The organism is Fibrobacter sp. UBA3718, from assembly GCF_002371935.1.
In the GTDB taxonomy this organism is placed as follows: domain Bacteria; phylum Fibrobacterota; class Fibrobacteria; order Fibrobacterales; family Fibrobacteraceae; genus Fibrobacter.
The window spans coordinates 25,296-42,491 of sequence record NZ_DFHR01000018.1; the positions used below are offsets into that span (position 1 = coordinate 25,296).

At 56.2% G+C, this 17,196-nt stretch carries 14 protein-coding genes; 12 read left to right on the top strand and 2 right to left on the bottom strand.

Annotation, left to right across the window (positions count from 1 at the left end; all coding sequences use genetic code 11):
- Window positions 1-85: 85 nt before the first annotated feature.
- The 7 genes from B4A77_RS06650 to B4A77_RS06680 all read left to right on the top strand — a co-directional run bounded on the left by B4A77_RS06650 (window position 86) and on the right by B4A77_RS06680 (window position 8,874).
- Window positions 86-1,660, top strand: coding sequence for an FISUMP domain-containing protein (locus tag B4A77_RS06650; protein ID WP_290739388.1), 1,575 nt, complete (start codon window positions 86-88; stop codon window positions 1,658-1,660).
- A 74-nt stretch (window positions 1,661-1,734) separates the two neighbouring features.
- Window positions 1,735-3,498: a glycoside hydrolase family 9 protein gene (locus B4A77_RS06655; RefSeq protein WP_290739391.1), complete on the top strand. Its 1,764-nt coding sequence runs from the start codon at window positions 1,735-1,737 to the stop codon at window positions 3,496-3,498.
- Window positions 3,499-3,710: 212 nt separating this feature from the next.
- The gene (locus B4A77_RS06660) at window positions 3,711-4,547 is read left to right on the top strand and encodes a TIGR02147 family protein (protein ID WP_173381062.1); all 837 of its coding nucleotides are present in this window, start codon (window positions 3,711-3,713) and stop codon (window positions 4,545-4,547) included.
- Window positions 4,534-5,337, top strand: coding sequence for a hypothetical protein (locus B4A77_RS06665; RefSeq protein ID WP_290736010.1), 804 nt, complete (start codon window positions 4,534-4,536; stop codon window positions 5,335-5,337). The genes B4A77_RS06660 and B4A77_RS06665 overlap by 14 nt, the downstream gene beginning before the upstream one ends.
- Window positions 5,338-5,354: 17 nt before the next feature.
- Window positions 5,355-6,428, top strand: coding sequence for a hypothetical protein (locus B4A77_RS06670; protein ID WP_290739394.1), 1,074 nt, complete (start codon window positions 5,355-5,357; stop codon window positions 6,426-6,428).
- A 24-nt stretch (window positions 6,429-6,452) separates the two neighbouring features.
- Entirely contained in the window at window positions 6,453-7,127 is a 675-nt protein-coding gene (locus tag B4A77_RS06675; protein ID WP_173381065.1) for a hypothetical protein, read from the top strand.
- Window positions 7,128-7,149: 22 nt separating this feature from the next.
- The gene (locus B4A77_RS06680; protein WP_290739397.1) at window positions 7,150-8,874 is read left to right on the top strand and encodes a DUF4832 domain-containing protein; all 1,725 of its coding nucleotides are present in this window, start codon (window positions 7,150-7,152) and stop codon (window positions 8,872-8,874) included.
- Window positions 8,875-8,945: 71 nt separating this feature from the next.
- On the opposite strand, the gene B4A77_RS06685 is transcribed toward B4A77_RS06680, so the two are convergent.
- Entirely contained in the window at window positions 8,946-10,670 is a 1,725-nt protein-coding gene (locus tag B4A77_RS06685; RefSeq protein ID WP_290739398.1) for a protein-disulfide reductase DsbD family protein, read from the bottom strand.
- On the opposite strand from B4A77_RS06685, the gene B4A77_RS06690 reads away from it, so the two are divergent.
- Genes B4A77_RS06690 through B4A77_RS06705 form a run of 4 tightly spaced genes read left to right on the top strand, consistent with a single transcriptional unit; the run spans window position 10,660 to window position 15,316 of the window.
- Complete coding sequence (locus tag B4A77_RS06690) at window positions 10,660-11,394, top strand: sigma-70 family RNA polymerase sigma factor (RefSeq protein ID WP_290739399.1); 735 nt, start codon at window positions 10,660-10,662, stop codon at window positions 11,392-11,394. The genes B4A77_RS06685 and B4A77_RS06690 overlap by 11 nt on opposite strands.
- Window positions 11,395-11,433: 39 nt before the next feature.
- The gene (locus B4A77_RS06695) at window positions 11,434-13,548 is read left to right on the top strand and encodes a gliding motility-associated C-terminal domain-containing protein (RefSeq protein ID WP_290739400.1); all 2,115 of its coding nucleotides are present in this window, start codon (window positions 11,434-11,436) and stop codon (window positions 13,546-13,548) included.
- Between the two features lie 15 nt (window positions 13,549-13,563).
- A complete protein-coding gene (locus B4A77_RS06700; RefSeq protein WP_290739401.1) occupies window positions 13,564-13,977 on the top strand; it encodes a hypothetical protein in 414 nt (137 codons plus the stop codon).
- 13 nt (window positions 13,978-13,990) lie between these two features.
- On the top strand, window positions 13,991-15,316 hold the full coding sequence (locus B4A77_RS06705) for a CCA tRNA nucleotidyltransferase (protein WP_290739402.1): 1,326 nt from the start codon (window positions 13,991-13,993) through the stop codon (window positions 15,314-15,316).
- Here B4A77_RS06705 and B4A77_RS06710 read toward each other — a convergent pair.
- Complete coding sequence (locus B4A77_RS06710) at window positions 15,291-16,394, bottom strand: glycosyltransferase (RefSeq protein ID WP_290739403.1); 1,104 nt, start codon at window positions 16,392-16,394, stop codon at window positions 15,291-15,293. The two genes, B4A77_RS06705 and B4A77_RS06710, sit on opposite strands and share 26 nt — an antisense overlap.
- 34 nt (window positions 16,395-16,428) lie before the next feature.
- Here B4A77_RS06710 and lpxA point away from each other — a divergent pair, with 34 nt between their 5' ends.
- A complete protein-coding gene (gene lpxA / locus B4A77_RS06715; protein ID WP_173381071.1) occupies window positions 16,429-17,196 on the top strand; it encodes an acyl-ACP--UDP-N-acetylglucosamine O-acyltransferase in 768 nt (255 codons plus the stop codon).

Genomic DNA, 17,196 nt, shown 5'->3' on the forward strand with positions numbered 1-17,196 from the left:
CCCCTTTGGAGAAAAACCGCGGCGATACGCTGCGGTTTTTCTTTTTGGGTTGCAGAACGTTTGTTCGTTTGCTATAATGGAAATCATGAAGAAGATTTTATATGTAATTGCATTGGCGGCCCTGGTTGGTTGCTCGGACGAAAAATCGGAACACGGCTTTGATGCGTTCACGCCCGAATACGGCGCGCGCGGTTTGGTACAGCACGGTTTTTTCTTTGAAAAGGATTCTGTACATGTCCAGATGGGAAGCCGCGTCGAACCGTATTACTGGATAGATGGCTGGAGCAGGTTCGTGCCTGTCGACGGCGCTACCGGGGCTTACGAGATAGAGCCTTATGTTTCGAACGGACTGATGGAATTTGGCGTTTCTGCCAGTGAAAGCCGCATTCCAAACGGCAGCAGGGTCGTTCCCGACATGGAACTGAAGGCGGCCGCCGACTTGTCCAACGACAGCACGGTGAACGTGAACTACCTGACGACGCTTGCGACCGACATGATATGGTCCCTGGTAAGGGAGGGAAAGGAATTTGCGGAGGCGAGGCGCTCTGCCAATGTCGCGGTGCTTTCCGCGCTCCACATGCCGAAGGATCTGCTCGATTTCGAGAAGTATTCCCTGTATGGCGAAGGCGAGGGCGATGCGATGCTTGCCGCCATAGCGCTGGTTATTGAAGACTATTATGTGGAATACGGTAGTACCACCGCATGGGAAAGCCTGGAAATCGACACCTTGACGGGAAAGTTCTATAGCTCGGACGTCCTTCGTAGGCTTGCCGTGCTCGCGGATGCAATCATTACCGACGACGGCGGGGACTCCATCCGCAAGGCGATAGAGGCGAAGGCGCCCAACGGGAAGGTGGGACATTTCGAAAAGTACTTGACTCTCCTTGCGACTGCCGACGGTAATCCCGCATGTGATGCCTCGAACGAGGGGGAGATGAGGGATATCGGAGATGATTTCAGGTACAAGATGCTGGTCTGTTCGAATTCGGCATGGCACCCCGCGACAAAGGAAAATTTCGATGTCGGGGATATCTTCAATCCGGAGGTGGAATACGGGACGCTGGTGGATTCTCGCGACGGAAGGACATACAGGACCGTGGAAATCGGAGGCTATACCTGGATGGCCGAGAACCTGAAGTACGCGGACAGTGCCGCCTCGGAGAACCTGAAGGGCCAGAGCTGGTGCTACGGCGACGACGAGTCTAACTGCGAAGTCCTCGGCCGCCTGTATTCATGGTCGGCTGCGATGGACCTCGAACCCGTCTACCTGGATTCCGTTGCCGACATCCGGGAAGTGGAACGGGGAATCTGTCCGGAAGGCTGGCACGTGCCGAATCCGGAATTCCGCAAGCTGTATTCCGATGTGAGTTACGCCTCGGCGTTTATGGCGATGGGAACAAACGAAAGCGGTCTGTCCGTGATTCCCTCCGGCTACGGCGTGGCCGAGTATGACTACGGCGACGGCGGGGCAGACGAATATACCGGGAAAATGCAGTATGTGGCGATGGGAGTGACGACGTTCCTGTGGACCGGTGACCAGCAGCCTTATGGTGGGGTGCGGGTAATGTACCTCTACAAGAAGGGGCTCAGCAATGAGCCGGGAAGTAGGCACAATGCTGGCTACCTGCGCTGCGTCAAGGATTACGGCGAAGAAGAATAGAGATGTTTCCTGCTGAAAACGGAACATGATGCATGATCGCGCCCAAGGGGCGCGATTTAAAGTATATTCTGGGTATGGATATTCATAAAAACGCTTCTAGAACCTGTGTGGCGGTATCTGCCGCCGTGTCCCTGCTTGCTGCCGTTGCGGTGGCGGGCCCCCTCGTGAACCAGCTCGGGTTTTATCCCGAAGCCGAGAAGACGGTCGTCTATCCCGGAAACGATGCGAACGGCCTCGAGGTGCGGGACATGAACGGGAAGACTGTCCTGGCGCTCGACGCCCCGATGGTATACGACTGGGACTACAGCGGCGAGGAGATTCAGACCTTCGATATCTCCGCGGTGAAGACTCCGGGAACCTACCGCCTGTTCCGTGGCGGTACCTATGTGGGCAGCCCGATCCTGGTTGGCGAAGGTGTCTACGGCGATTTGGTGAAGGCTAGCCTCAAGTGGTTCTACTACCAGCGTGCGAGTATGCCGCTTACGCTACAGTACGCGGGCAAGTGGGCGCGCGCTGCAGGCCACATGGATGACAAGGTGATTGTTTACGGGAGCGATGCGGCGACTGGTGGCAAGGGCGCCGGCAAGGTCTTCAATTCCGCACGCGGCTGGTACGATGCGGGCGACTACGGCAAGTACATCGTGAACTCGGGCATTACCGTGTGGACCTTGCTCGAGATATACGAGAACTTCCCGAAGTATGCGGATTCGCTCTCCTGGAATATCCCGCGTGAATTCGACAAGCTCCCGCTGCTGCTGGAAGAGGTGCGCTACAACCTGGACTGGATGCTTACCATGCAGGACAAGGACGGCGGCGTGTACCACAAGGTATCTACGCTCAAGTTCAGCGGGAGCGTGCAGCCCGAGGACGATACGGCCCCGCGCTATGCGATTATCAAGAACGTGACCGCGTCGCTCGACTTTGCGGGCGTGATGGCGCAGGCGAGCGTGGTGTACCGCAAGTTCGACAAGGCCTATGCCGACAAGATGCTCAAGGCTGCAGAAAGCGCGTACGCCTGGGCGAAGAAGAACCCGAAGGCATTCTACAAGCAGCCTGCCGACGTGAACACGGGTAGCTATGCGCCCGGCAACGAGGACGGCAAGGACGAGTTCCGCTGGGCTGCTGCCGAACTCTACCGCGCGAAGGCCGCTGCGGGTGCGAAGGGCGACAAGGCTGCTGCCGGTTACCTGAAGGACCTGAAGATGAACGCGTTTACGGCGAACGGTGCCTGGTGGGGCGACATGAACATGATTGCCGCGTTCCGCGTGGCGCTCGATTCCGCCGTCTTTGACAAGGACCTGGTTGCCGCCGCGAAGAAGACCGTGATGAACGAGGCGAACAACCTGCGTGCCGTGGGCGACACGAGCGCCTACCGCCTGCCCGCATTCCCGTGGAGCTGGAACTGGGGTAGCAATAGCGCGATGGCGAACAACGGCATGGTGCTGGTGCATGCCTACCTGCTGACGGGCGACAAGAGCTATCTGGATGGTGCGCAGCAGTGCCTTGACTACCTGCTCGGCAAGAACCCGATGGACATGACCTACGTGACGGGATTCGGCTACAGGAGCCCGCGCAACCCGCATCACCGCCCGAGCGAATCGGACAAGGTGGACGATCCGGTGCCGGGTATGCTCGTGGGAGGCCCGCACCTGGGCAAGCAGGATATCGACCTGGAAGGCAAGGAACCCTGGAAGTGCCCGAACTATGCCGTCGCCGACAAGCCTGCGCTCGCCTACCTCGACAACCGCTGCAGCTACGCGACCAACGAGGTGGCCATCAACTGGAACGCGCCGCTTGCGTACCTCGCCGCCGCCCTCGAGGCGATTTACAACAAATAGGTGTTGCTGCCGCCTGTTGGTGAATGCGTCGGATTTTGGTTCTTGGGACCCTGTTGCTTGTGCAATGGGGTTCTTTCTTTATGCAACGGGATGTTGCGTAAAGAGATATAAAATTGTATGAGATGCTAAAATTAGTGATTTTTTAGTAAAAAAAGCATCTTTGTTGCATGATGGTGTTGCTTTTTTGGAAAAAAGATGTATAATTATGGATGATGAAACCGATTGTCGAATATTCTGATTTCCGTCAATACATGCGGGACTACTACGATGAACGCAAGCGTCGTTCTGTTTTTTCGTGGCGTGAGTTCTCGAAAATTGCAGGTTTTACTTCGTCCTCGTACATGAAGGTGGTATGCGACGGCAAGAGCAAACTCAGTCGCATCGGGGTGGAGCGCACGGGACAGGCCATGGGGCTTGTCGGGTTCGAGATGGATTATTTCCGTGCCATGGTCGAATATGGCCAGACTGAAACCGAGGCGAAGAAGAAGGCCGCCTACGAGAACATGCTTGCCATTGCCCGGGTCCACAAGATCCGTGTGATGGAAGGTGAACTTTTTGAATTCTACGATTCCTGGCATAACCCTGTAGTGCGCGAACTCGCCCCGCTGATGCCGGGGGCCACTCCTGGCGAAATTGCGAAGATGTGCAATCCCGAAGTGTCTGCGGCGGATGTGCAGAAGAGCCTTAATTTCCTCACGAGGGTGGGGCTCCTGAAAAGGGAAGGGCGCGATGCCTTTGTGCAGGCGGAAACATCGATTGCGGGCACGCCGGATGCGACCCGCCTCGCGCTTCGCGGAATGCACCGCCAGATGTCGAAACTTGCGACACCCGCAGTGGACCTTCCCGTGGACGAACGCCATTTTAGCGGGGTCACCATGGGACTTTCGCGCAGGAGCTACGAGCGCATCGCGAGCCTGATCGATGAATTCCGGCGCCAGGTTATCGCCGTTGCCGCCGAAGACAAGGATATCGACCAGGTCTACCGCTTGAACTTGCAGCTTTTCCCCTTGAGCAGGAAAGTGAAGGAGTGTGAAAATGAAGAAGTCTGAGTTGTACATTCCTTTCGCATTTGTCGCCGTGATTGCGGCATGCCTGTGTATCGGGTGTGGGTCCACGGATGTCGCGGGCACGGCCGAAGAACCCAACGAATTTGCCACGGAAAGCATGTCGAGCAGCAGACAGGATTCGCTGGATTACGTGCTGTCGTCCAGCAGTGTTCCGTCATTTCCTGCCTATTCTTCGGAAGCGGTGGAGCATGGGCCGGGAAATGTAGACGGGTCTTCGCGGGAGTCTTCGCTGGATTTCTATCTCGCGCAGTTCGGGATAGATACCCTCCGGTTCGATGGCGGCTTGCTTGTCGCCAAGGCTGAGCGGAATTCCTCTCCCCCTGTGTCGGCGGTCGAACCCGGACAAACTTCGTCGCCCGGATATAGTACGGAATTCGATGGCTCGTGTCCTCATCAATTTAACGCGCGCAGTATCGATGCGCTGGAGGTGTTGTTCCCGGATGCGGCTCTGGAGTATGCGGGCCTGGCCGATTCTGTCAGGAAGGGTATCATGGATGGTGGTTGCGGACTGTACATGATGACGGTCAAGGGCGATTCCAGATTCGTCGGATTTATACTTTCCGGCGTCGCGAAGGATACGGTTTCCGTAATCGATATCGCGGTACCCGGCTGCAAGATGACGACAGAATCCATGGTGTTCAGGTTCCTGTTCCGCTACTGTGGCGAAATGGATTCGTGCCCTGCAATCGTGCATGAGGCTGTCAACGTCGATATGCCTGCGGACAAATGCGCGGAGCTGCGGTTGAATTCGGAATGGTTTTCGGATAAATAAAATCAAGGAGGAGAACCATGAAATCGATAAAGACTTTTCGAGTGCCGGTTGCTTTAGCGATATTCTGCCTGTTTGCGCTTGTCGCCTGTGACGACAGTTCCAGCGGCCCGGCGACATCGGGGGAGGATGTAGGTTCCGACAGCGCTGCCCTCTTGAGTTCCGAAGGGAATGTCCCGGAATCTTCTTCTGAGGCCGAAAAACTTTCTTCCTCCGAGTTCCAAATCGAAAGTTCTTCCTCATCTTTGCCGGTATGCCTCTCGATGGATACTTCGTGCGGGTGGACCGCAGAACAGCTTTGCAATATGGGACAGGCGCGGTACTGCGTTTCGAGTTCTTCCATAGCCGAAGAATGCATCAACTTTGCGCGCATGTGCCAGAACTGCGACGGTTCCGATTGTCCCATTCCTTTTAGGCCCTGTAACGAATGCTATGACGAGGGGGCGATGGCGGAAGACTGCATCACTGGGGGTGTGTACAAGTGCGAAAATAGGTACTGGAACCTGGCAGACAAAAGCCAGTGCCTGAACGTGGCGCTGACTCCGTGCACAGGCGATTCCGCAAACTGCGGTCGCGTGCCCTGCAATTCAAACGCCCCGAGGACAGTCATCGACTGCGGAAGCGGTGAAGAGTACGTGTGCGCCGACGCCTTTTGGACGCCCATGAAGGAAACGCAGTCCTGCACCCGTATAATCGGAGCCGAAAACGGACATGAAGGAGAGAAATGCTCGCGCGAGGATGCGGGAGCAAGGACTGTCGATTGCGCTAGAAACATTGAATATGAATGCTTGAATGCAGGCTTCTGGCGGCAAATCAACCCCACCATAGGGGATACCTGCCTGGTGGAAGGCAGCATCCTGGAAGGTTACGTAGAAACCGCCGGAGCGAGGGACCATACAATATTCATGTGCTACGAAGGCAAGTGGGAAAAGTACCGGGGCGCCTACGAGTCCTTGAGTTGTGTCGATGCAGCCGTCGTCCGTACGCCGTGCGGCGTGAACGACGCTGAGCATGAATGGATACATCGGGGCGACTGCGATTACCAGTGCCGCAATGGCGAGTACGTGTTTGTGCCGAAACTGGCGGAAGAGTAATCCAGTAAAAAAAGGAGGAATGTCATGTTTAAAAAGATATTGTTTGCTAGACTCGGGGCTGCGACCGTAATCACCGCGTTCGGACTCGCCGCCTGCGGAAACGATTCCAGTTCTGGTTCCAACCAGTGCGAAGCGCTCACTCCGGAATGCGGGTACACTGTCGAGGACCTTTGCCATACATATCATATTGAGCGATATTGCCCGGAACAAGGTCCCTCCTCCGTTGAGGAATCCAGTTCTTCGCGCTCCCTGGAACAGTGTGTTCATATGCCACACATGGATCCTGGCGAAGAAATCGTCTACCAGATTCCGATATGTGCGCAGGAAGAAGAGGGAACGATGCAACCCGACTGCAACACTGACGACGTGTATGTATGCCGAGATGGCCGTTGGACGGCTTCCCAGATTGAGACCTGCTCCCATATCACCGACAACGATTGTGTAATTTCGCAGGGGTGCAGCTTGACTCCGTGCATGTCGGGTACGGTGACTGTCGATTGTGCAAGGCATGCAGAATATACGTGTGAAGGCGGAACCTGGACGCTTTCCATACCCTCCGAAGGCAAAAGCTGTCTTGCCGAAGGCGATATCCAGAATGTCTGGGGGGAACAGGCGGGTGGAAAAAGCAACACTTATGTTCCCTACCAGTGCAAGGACGGCAAGTGGGCGGAATTTTACCCCGCCTCCTCTGATGGGTGAGAAAAAATAGAAGGAGGTTCCTATGAGAAGGTTTGTGCTGGCAGCTGTCGCGGCTGCGTTCTTGCAGGCTCCGCTCTTTGCGGCGGGTCTTGTGAAGCAGTCTATCGACACGACTGATGCGATGGCGACGCTCGAAAATTTCGATCGCGGGTTCTATACGCCGCAGGTTTTGCATTTAAAGCCTTCGGGCGGTAAGGCGATTGAAAAGCCGTATGGCAAGCTGTTGCACTTGCGTGCGGAAATTTCGGAATTCAGCAGCAACGCGTGGCTTTCGATTGACACAACGGGCGGGAAACGCGATACGATTCGCGGCAAGAACCAGGATCTCACCGAAGACGCCCTGAACGTTTTGCAGCAGACCTTCGACAACATTCGCGACTTTGGCGGGCGTGTGATTGTGCGCATCTGTTACGATCCGTGGTATAATGGCAGGAGCAACGTGACTCCGGCTCACGAGTGGGTACTAAAGCATGTGGAACAGCTCGCTCCCGTGCTCTCGAAGAATACCGACGTGATTGTAGCGCTCGAGATGGGCATGCACGGCGCCTACGGCGAGATGCATTCCGACACGAGCATCACTTATGATCGCGTTGCCGAAGCGGTGAACATGATGCTGCGCAATACTCCGCCGGAATTGAAAATTCTGACCCGCACAGGAAACTACTCCGCGAAGGTCTTGGGCTTTGACAACTGGGGTGTAGACTTCCACATTGACGGCGAGAAGTTTGCGGAGATTGCGAAGGCCAAAGGCGACACCATGTACCGTGTGGGAATGTTCAATGACGGCTACTTGGGAACGCAATACGATTACGGCACCTGGGGCGCCGACTGCAAGACTTCTATCTGTCGCGAAGAAGGCGTGGCCTGGCTCGAGAAGTACAGCGTCAACACGCCCTATGGTGGCGAGGCGCTTACGACGGCAGATGGCTACCAGGTCATCAATACGCCGGAGTTTCTTGCGTACGAGGGTTTCCGCACGCATACGAGTTACCTGAACATCCAGTGGAACAACAACCTGATTGACGGCTGGAAAAAGACGCCCTTCAAGCAGAAGGATTTCGACTATGACCCGGCGCGGGTCGATTCGCTTTCGGGATTCAAGTATATCAACGACCACCTGGGCTATCGCTTCGTGCTGCGCGAATCTTGGATTACGGATACGGTTGGCGCCGATGGTATTTTCAAGGCGAAGCTGCGCATCCAGAACGTGGGCTTTGGGAACTTGACTCATAAGGTGAAGGCTTCACTAGTTGTTAATGGGACGCAACAAGTGGGTATGCTAGATACTTTGGCTTACATTTACTATGAAGTTCCTCTCCCTGATTCTATTGATTTTATGAAAGTGCATAGCCGCAAAATTGAAATCAAGGGTGCCGATACCGTGATGACATTTGATGGCAACAATGAAGTTTTGATCGAAGCGAAATTGGGCTCCTTGAAAAACCAATCTCCCGAAGATTGGACGGGCATCCCGTTGGAAGTGTACTTGAAGGTCTGTAATGACGACCCGGTCAAAGAATGCATCCACTTTGCGAACGACGAAACGAGAAACCGCATAAGCAACGGTGTTTTCATCGGAAAAGTTGTCTTCGATGAGAGTGTCAAATCCTCGATACCGCGCTCGTTGTCGACCCGCGACATACAGAAGCAAAACGCCCCCTTCGTGCAGAGGGTGCGCCACAATGCGATTGTCCGCGATGGTGAAAAATCCTACCGCCTGAACGGCGCGAAGATTCTAAAAAAATAAAGTCCGCGGGTGTTGACCCGAGTTATATGCGCCGAAAGGGGCCGTCGTACGAGCCCCTCCCTAGTCTTATGTTACGGAATTGCTTCCAGAATCAGCCCGCTCGTCAAGAGTTCCGGCAACACGACCTGCTTGCTCTTATCACCTTTCGGGTAAATCGCGTAGGCGGGCACGCCGGATTTTCCCATGCTGTAGAGCAGTTCGTTCACTTCGGGCGTTTCGCGGGTCCAGTCCGCCTTCATGCGCACGACTCCCGCGCTGTCCAGCTTCTGCAACAGCGCCGGGTCGCTGAGTACTGCGGCCTCGTTCGCCTTGCAGGTAAGGCACCAGTCGGCAGTCGCATCTATGAGGATGGTCCTTCCGGCTTTCGCAAATTCGGCGACGAGCTGCGGGGAGTAGCGGTACCACCCGTCTTCGAGAACCTGCTGTGCCATGCGGGCATTGAAGCGGTCGCTCAGGACTTTTTCGTATTGCGGTGCGGCGAAGGTGAACCAGGCGAAGGCAAGGGCGATGGCCGCCGCAGCAAACAAGACCGCTTCGCGCCAGAACGCGACCCCCGGCGGAGCGAATTTCCCGATGATGAAACTGAATACTCCGCTCAAGAGGACAATGCCCAGGAATAGTACTACACCCGTGTTGCCGGCCTGCTGGTTCACAATCCACAGGAGCCAAGCGACAGTCGCGAGCAGCAGCACGCCCATCGCCTTCTGGAGCTTGACCATCCACGGGCCCGGTTTCGGGAAGACCTTCAGCACGGCGGGGAAGGCGCACACCAGCAGGTAGGGGAGCGCAAGCCCGAGCCCTGCGGCAGTAAAGAACAAGAAGAGTACGGGTGTCGATGCGGTAAACGCAAACCCCATCGCTGTCCCGAGGAAGGGCGCCGAGCACGGCGTGCTCAGCAGCACGAGCAGCGCCCCGGTGAAGAACGCGCCGACAAGCCCGGCCTTGTGGCCTGCGGCATCCATGCGTGTTGTGGCACTACCCGGGAGCCAGACTTCGAACACCCCGAAGAAGCTCATCGCGAATGCGGTGAGGATGACTACCATGAAGGCGATAAAACCTGCGCTCTGGAACTGCATTCCCCAGCCCGCGGCGCCGCCGCCGGCCTTGATGGCGGCTACGATTCCGGCGAGCGCCCAGAAACTCGCGAGGATGCCTGCGGTCGTCGAAATCCCGAGGGCGACGAGCCTGCTTCGTGATTGCCCTGCCTGCTTTATGAGGCTGAACAGCTTGAGCGAGAGCACCGGCAGCACGCACGGCATGAGGTTCAGGATTATGCCGCCGACAAACGCGAAAAAGAGCAGGAGTGCTACGGATGCGGCGTTGTTGGATTCTTGAGTCCCGTTCTCTTCATCGTTTTTTTTTAAATCGGCTGCGCTGTTGGCTTTGGAAATTCCTGCCTTGTTCTTGCCGATGCGAATGTCCACGCTCGCGGGCGCAAGGCAGATGGAGTTGTCGCAAGCCTGGTAGTGGAAGGTGGCGTTCGTGGTGAGGCTGTCGTAGCCGTCGGCAACCGCCTTCACGGGAATCTTAATCTGGAAGTGTCCCTTGAACACGAGGTTCTCGAATTCGAGCACCTCGTTGTATTCCTTGATGGGCTCGGGCCACTTGGGTTCGCCGAATCCAATCCCGCGGGCAGCGATCTCGATGGACGAGGGCTTCAGGAATTCGTCGGCCGCGACGTTCGCGTTTACGTGCCAGTTGTCAGGGATGACGATATCGACGGTGATTTCCGAGTTCTCGGAAAGGGCGCCTTCCGAATAGTGCATCGACGCTTCCGGAGGTTCCATGGCGTTCATGTTGAACTCTTGGGCGGATGCGGAGGCAACAATAGTTGACAAAATGCAAACGATTGTTGCCAAAGGGCAACAGTTGTTTGCAAAATTTTTTTCTGCCTTGAAAAATGCACCGATATTCATAAATTTGACGCCTAATATTTGGTTATGGACGATGATTAATCAAAATCTAGAAAAAACGCAGGCTCGGGAGTGGGTGGAGCAGGCTTGGAAAAAACATGGAGACATCATCTTTCGGCTATGCGAGATAAAATGCAATAATATTGATGATGCCAAGGATCTTTTCCAGACGGTTGCCTTGAAATTCTGCAGAAATGCCAAGGCTCTCATGTCGAGGGACGAAGTCATGTCTTGGCTCGTGAAAGTCTTGCACAATACCTTTCTAGATTTAGTGCCGGCAAGGTCCCGTTTTTCCCCGATGTCGTATGTCGCCGAACGTTCGCCAGACTACATCCCCTTTCGGCTGGAGGATTCTGTCTTTTTCGAGTCGCAGGGTCAGGAAGAAGCCTTGCGCCTGCTTGAAAGGGCGGCCGAAATCTTGAATCCGGTAGAGAGAATGATTATCGACATGACTTTCCTGGGCGGAATTTCTACCGAGATGCAGTGCAATATACTGGGGCTTTCCAAGAATGCGGTCCGCAAGCGCCGCTATTTCGCTCTGAAAAAGATGCGAAACATGGTGGATGCCGAAGTCGATGGGTCGCTAAACGGCGCTACGGTCGCGTGAGGTCTTTTTTGCCGCCCGATAAATTCGTATTTTTATGTCGTGCGTTTTTTGATATACCTATCCCTGTTCCTTGGACTGATTTCGTCCGCCTTTGCCTCTGATGAGTGGCAGGGGTTTGCCGAACCGTTTCCCATAAGGGACGCAATCCGGATCGAGCATGTCCTGATGCTGGCGACCGATGGGGGCATGCGCTACAGGACTTCGGAAGGCGATTTTCTTTTCACGTCGGAGAAGGGGCTTGAAACGTCCGTATTCTATGGGGTCGCCATGGTCAAAGGGACAGCCTATGCCATTTCCGAATATGGCCTGGTGGCGAGGTATGCCGGGGATTCATGGGTCGTCGAGAACCGTTCCTTCCTTTCCCGGAAGTCCCGCGTAATCCCCGGAATGGTCGCGTCGGCCGAAAATATACTGGTAATCCCCTTCGAAGATGTAATCGCTTTTTTTGACGTGTCGACGAAATCTTCGATTATTTCCTTGGAGCGCGTCGCAAACGTCTCCTTGTCGCTCTCTCCTCCTGAACGCATTGAAATCAGGGGCGATTCGCTCTTTGTTTCGACGGTGCGTGGCTCTTTCGTGCGTGTCATGGACTGGAAAAATCTGGCCGCGGACAAGCGTCTGGCCGACCCGGAGACGTGGAAGCCCGTCGAGACCTGTGTCGCCTGCTGGGACTCTCTCCATGTTGTCGTCGGTGGCAAGACCCTAACGGATTCAGTCCTGTACAGGGACGGTGTTAGCCGCATTCGCTGGGTGCTTGAAGGAAAAGACTTTACTTATCTTGTCGGCCCCTCCGAAATTTTCAAGTACGAAAACGGGCAGTTGAAGGATCTTTCCAAACACGAAATCTACCAGCTGGGGCCCGCGTACGAAGTTCGTGCGCTTCCTAAGGGTGGGGCCATTGCTGCGTCCCCCTCGGGAAGTATCGCCTTGAGTGACGGATCCATTTGGAGCGAGCCTATAGTCATGTACAATGGACTTGGCAACGATGTGGAAGCCTATGCGAACCGAATGAAGGTCCTTTCGGTTTTGGATGACGGCGTGCTGCTATACCATGTTTGGGGAATGGGCCTGTTTGTCTACAGGGGTCTTGGAAACGAACCGCACTATTTCTTGACTCCGTGGATTGAAAGTTGCATGGAGCAGTTTGCCGACCATTACTCGGTGACGGTCGGCACTACGGAGGCTCCTGACGGGTCCGGCTTCCTTGCGGGAATATCTGTCGAGAAGGGCAAGTACAGTCTCCTGTATATCACGAAGGATGGTGACGTGAGCTGTGCGACAGGGATTGGAAGTACGACCCGCGCAGGTCCTTTGGTGGCGAAACGCGATGGGGACGACTGGGTTGTCTATGTCTCGGCTCGCGAATCCTTCGATGTATTTGCCATCGGTGCCCTCGATGTCATTCGTATTCCGGCACCCTCCAAGAACGGCGGAAGGCTGGTGGGGGTAGAACGGAAAACTATAGCGAGCATCGACAACAGGACTCCGGTAGACCTCGCCCTCAACGAGAAGGACGGCGTGCTTTGGCTGGTAACGACCTCGGGTGTCGGCTACATGGAATTGGACCAGGATACGGTTCGTAAGCCGGTTTCGATGAATGGCCTCCAGGGCGCAGAATATACGTCCCTTGACCTGGATCCCCACGGAAATCTCTGGATAGGCTCCTCGAACCGTGGCGCGTACCGGCTAGAAGTGCGTCGGGAAAGTTTTGATACTTTGTCTGTGACCCAGTATACGTCCCGGAATGGGCTCCTGGCGGACAACGTCTCGGATGTCGCCGTGGACAAGAAACTCGGCATGGTCTGGTTTACGCATGAAAACGGGGTCTCCCGATACAGGAGGAATGACCTTCGCGACGCTTCGGTTTTCATGACGGATTCTGCGGAAGCGAAAGTGAAGGCGTACCCGATTCCGTTCAGGCCGACTGTTTTCCCCTACCTGACGATAGACAATATCTCGGAAGGGGCCCGTGTCGACATATACAACCGCGGCGGCTCGCTCATTTGGTCGTTTGCGGGGAAGGATGTCCATGGCGGCAAGGTGGAATGGGACGGAAACGGAAAAAACGGCAAGCTTGTCGCTCCCGGTGTCTACTATTACGTTGTCCGGACCTCCCAAAAAACAGTAAAGGGAAAAATTCTCGTGGTCCATTGACGGAGGACAGGAACTATGCGTGATGTGAGGAATATCGGGATATCGCTTTCGTTTGTGAGTGCAGTTGCCATTGCGGCCGTCCTTGCGGCGTGCGCCGGCGAACGCCAGGGCCTCGTATGTTCCGAAATCCAGTACAGGCTCGATACGCAGACGTATTCTCCGGACCAGCGCGCCTATATCGAAAACGAGCTTCGCGAATGCCGTGCGGAAGAAGCGAAAAAGCGTGGCGAAGATACCCAGACGAGGCAGGGAATCTACGAACGCTATGCAGCGAGCGCCCTGGCGGATTCTGTTTCTGCCGATTCCGCGAAAGGCGACATTTCCGTATCGGAAGCCTTGAAGGATTCCTCGGGCGAGGAGACTGTAAGCATCTACGACCGCTACAAGGCGGCCGATACTTCCGCTGCCGATGCGGGCAATTTCCAGTAAGGCGGTCTAGCAGATGGCACGCATCCAGACGCTAGCGGGGGAGTGGTTCGAGCCGGAACTGCCGAACCGTTTGTTGAAAATTGCGGGCGATATCTGCGACGCGGGTGGCCGTGCCTATTTGGTGGGCGGCTGGGTCCGCGATGCGCTTCTGGGAAAAGCATGCCGCGACTACGACATCGAAGTCTACGATATGGCGCAGGACGCTTTGGTGCCGATCCTCTCGAAGTACGGCCGCACGAACCTGGTCGGGAAGGCGTTCGGCGTGATTCACCTTGCCATGAAGGGACTGTCGCTCGATTTCTCGTTTCCGCGCACCGAGAGCAAGGTGGGCTATGGGCACCGCGGTTTCGTGGTGCATACCGACGAAAAACTCAGTTTCAAGGAGGCGGCGCTCCGGCGTGATTTCACCATCAACGCGATGGGCATGGAACTGCCGGAACTCACGCTCTGCGACCCGTATAACGGCATCGGTGACCTGAAGACGCATACGCTCCGCCATGTGGGCCCGGCCTTTGCCGAAGACTCCCTGCGTATCTTGCGCGGGGTGCAGTTCGCAAGCCGTTTCGAGTGCGTGCTTGCTCCCGAGACTGTTGAACTCTGCCGCACGCTGTCGCTCGATGACTTGAGCATAGAGCGCCTTTTCGAGGAATTCAAGAAGTGGCTCCTGAAGCCGGGCAAGCCGTCCCTCGGGCTCCGCGCCTTTCTGGATATAAGGCTCGACGAATACTTCCCTGAAATCCGCCCGTTCGAAGGCTCCTGGGAAGCGCTGGGTGGAATTCTTGACAACATGGCGGAACTGCGCAACTCGAATGAGGGTGGCGCCGCTCCGCTTACCGATGCGCAGGCGATGGAATTCGCGTTTGCAGCACTTCTGAGCGGCAGTGCCGAAACCTCCCTCAGGTTCCTGGAACGCATCACGAACGAAGTTCACCTGCTGAAGGTCGTGCCGCCGCTCCTGGAAACGCTTCGCACGCTTGACCCGGCTATCGTAGGCGATATCCCCGCGCTTCGCCGCCTCGCCGTGAAACTCGGTGGGCTCAAACTCCTTTGCCTGCTTGTGAAAAGCGTCCCGCGCGAATACTTCGCAGGCGGCGCTCCCGCAGGCTCGGATTTCGCGGACAAATTGTGGGAGGCCGCTTCCGGACTCGGCCTGCTCGAAAAAGCCCCGCAGCCCTACCTTACGGGCAAGATGCTCCTGGACCTGGGCGTTGCGCCCGGCAGGCAGATGGGTGAAATTATCAAGGCGAGTTTCGAACACCAGCTCGACGGAAAGATTACGAACGGCGAAGAAGCCGTTGAATGGGCGCGCGCCGCTATTTCCACCGGAACATGCCGGTAATGCCTGCGGGCACGGCGAACACGATCATCGGAATCTGGATAATCTCTACCGGCAAGAAGGCGAGCATCTTGCGCTTGGAATGCAGTTTCCAGGACGCTATCATCAGGAACACGAAATCCACGACGATTTTCGGGGCGATGCTGAATACGCACCACTGCCACGGGCATTCCAAGAAGAGAACGCACCACGGGCTGATGAACATCCAGATGTAGTATGTATAAATTAATGTCAACAGCAGGACGTAAGCCTTGCTCTCGTAGTTCGTGCCGTTGCTGCTCCAGCGAGCGCGCTGATTGAAAAGCTGCTTCCAGGTGTGCACCGGCGCCGTTTCGATCACTGCGTCCTTGTCCAGGTTATAGCAGACCTTCGTGCCTGGGATTTTCATCATCTTGTGGATGAGCATGTCGTCGTCGCCGCTCGAGAGGTTGATGAGGTCGCCGAACCCTCCCACCTTGAAAAACAGGTCTTTCTTGTAGGCGAGGCATGCGGCTGATGCTACAATCGGGTGGCCCCAGCTGAATCCGGCGGCTTCCATCGCGGTGTAGCCGAGCGTCTCGAGTTTCTGGTACAGGTGCGGCATGGTGCGGCTGCCGTTGTTCTGCTTGGGCCCCTGCACAATGCATATTCCGTCCACGAACCTTCCCGCCATTGCGGTAATCCAGCTCTTGCGCGGGATGCAGTCGGCATCCATCGTCAAAAGCACTTCGTTTTTTGCAATCTTGAACGCGCTTTCGAGGGCGCGCTTCTTGGGGCTTGCGATAACCGGCAAGTCCTGCGGTAGCGACAGCACCCTAAAACGCGGGTGCGTGGTGGCGAACTTCTCGAGAATCTCTTTCGTGGAATCCGTGGAGCGGTCGTCCACGCAGATGACTTCCCATTCGCCCGCGTAGTCCTGCACGGCGAGGGCTTCGAGCGTGCGCTGCGCGAATTCCTCTTCGTTTCGCATCGGCACCACCACCGAGACGCTCGGGGTCGCCTTCGGCCCCCTGTAACGGTGCGTGCGGGCAAGCCCTATTATGAAGAATAGGAACAGGAGCACGTAGAGTGCGGTGAGGCATGCGACAATGATACCGCCCATATGCAGAAATATAGAAAATGCTATATTCTCCGCCATGATTCACCCGTCCGCATTTGTAAGCCCGCAGGCAAAAATACACGAGTCTGCCGTTGTCGGCCCGTGGTGCATCGTGGATTCCGGCGTGGAAATCGGGGAGGGCGTTGTCCTGGAATCCCGCGTGCATGTGTATGGAGGAGTCTCCATCGGAAAGGATACGCACGTATTTGACGGGGCTATCCTTGGCGCTCCTCCGCAGGATTTAAAATATGCGGGCGAACCGACCCGCGTAAGCATCGGCGAACGCTGCACCCTTCGCGAATACGTGACTGTCAACCGCGGCACCATCCAGGGCGGCGGCTGCACCCGGATTGCGGACAGGGTTCTTGTCATGGCGTATTCGCATATCGCCCACGACTGCGACATCCGCGAAGGCGCCGTCATCGCGAACGGTTGCCAGATTGGCGGCCACGTGCGCATCGGCGAGTATGCGACCCTAGGGGGCGTTACGGGAATCCAGCAGCGTAACCAGGTGGGCGCCTACGCGTTCGTGGGCGGCACGCACAAGGTGGACCGCGACGTGCCCCCCTGCACCAAGGCGTGCGGGAACCCCATCCGCTACGGCGGACTCAACCTGCATGCGCTCCGCCTGCATCCCGATTTGTTCCCCGACTCCCGCGTCGAAGCGCTCTCCCGTGCCTACCGCGAACTCTACCGCAGCGGCCGCCCGGTCGCCGAAGTTGTCGAGGAACTAAAAAAAGGCCCGGAACCTCTGTTCCAAGCCTTTTTCGACGAGCATTGGGGCGGTTCTCTCGTCCGCCCCTGA

Coding starts and splice junctions, on each gene's coding strand:
- B4A77_RS06670 (WP_290739394.1), top strand. CDS start 5,355: ATGAAATCGATAAAGACTTTTCGAGTGCCGGTTGCTTTAGCGATATTC.
- B4A77_RS06690 (WP_290739399.1), top strand. CDS start 10,660: ATGGCGTTCATGTTGAACTCTTGGGCGGATGCGGAGGCAACAATAGTT.
- B4A77_RS06675 (WP_173381065.1), top strand. CDS start 6,453: ATGTTTAAAAAGATATTGTTTGCTAGACTCGGGGCTGCGACCGTAATC.
- B4A77_RS06660 (WP_173381062.1), top strand. CDS start 3,711: ATGAAACCGATTGTCGAATATTCTGATTTCCGTCAATACATGCGGGAC.
- B4A77_RS06700 (WP_290739401.1), top strand. CDS start 13,564: ATGCGTGATGTGAGGAATATCGGGATATCGCTTTCGTTTGTGAGTGCA.
- B4A77_RS06705 (WP_290739402.1), top strand. CDS start 13,991: ATGGCACGCATCCAGACGCTAGCGGGGGAGTGGTTCGAGCCGGAACTG.
- B4A77_RS06655 (WP_290739391.1), top strand. CDS start 1,735: ATGGATATTCATAAAAACGCTTCTAGAACCTGTGTGGCGGTATCTGCC.
- B4A77_RS06650 (WP_290739388.1), top strand. CDS start 86: ATGAAGAAGATTTTATATGTAATTGCATTGGCGGCCCTGGTTGGTTGC.
- B4A77_RS06685 (WP_290739398.1), bottom strand. CDS start 10,670: ATGAACGCCATGGAACCTCCGGAAGCGTCGATGCACTATTCGGAAGGC.
- B4A77_RS06680 (WP_290739397.1), top strand. CDS start 7,150: ATGAGAAGGTTTGTGCTGGCAGCTGTCGCGGCTGCGTTCTTGCAGGCT.
- B4A77_RS06710 (WP_290739403.1), bottom strand. CDS start 16,394: ATGGGCGGTATCATTGTCGCATGCCTCACCGCACTCTACGTGCTCCTG.
- B4A77_RS06665 (WP_290736010.1), top strand. CDS start 4,534: ATGAAGAAGTCTGAGTTGTACATTCCTTTCGCATTTGTCGCCGTGATT.
- lpxA (WP_173381071.1), top strand. CDS start 16,429: ATGATTCACCCGTCCGCATTTGTAAGCCCGCAGGCAAAAATACACGAG.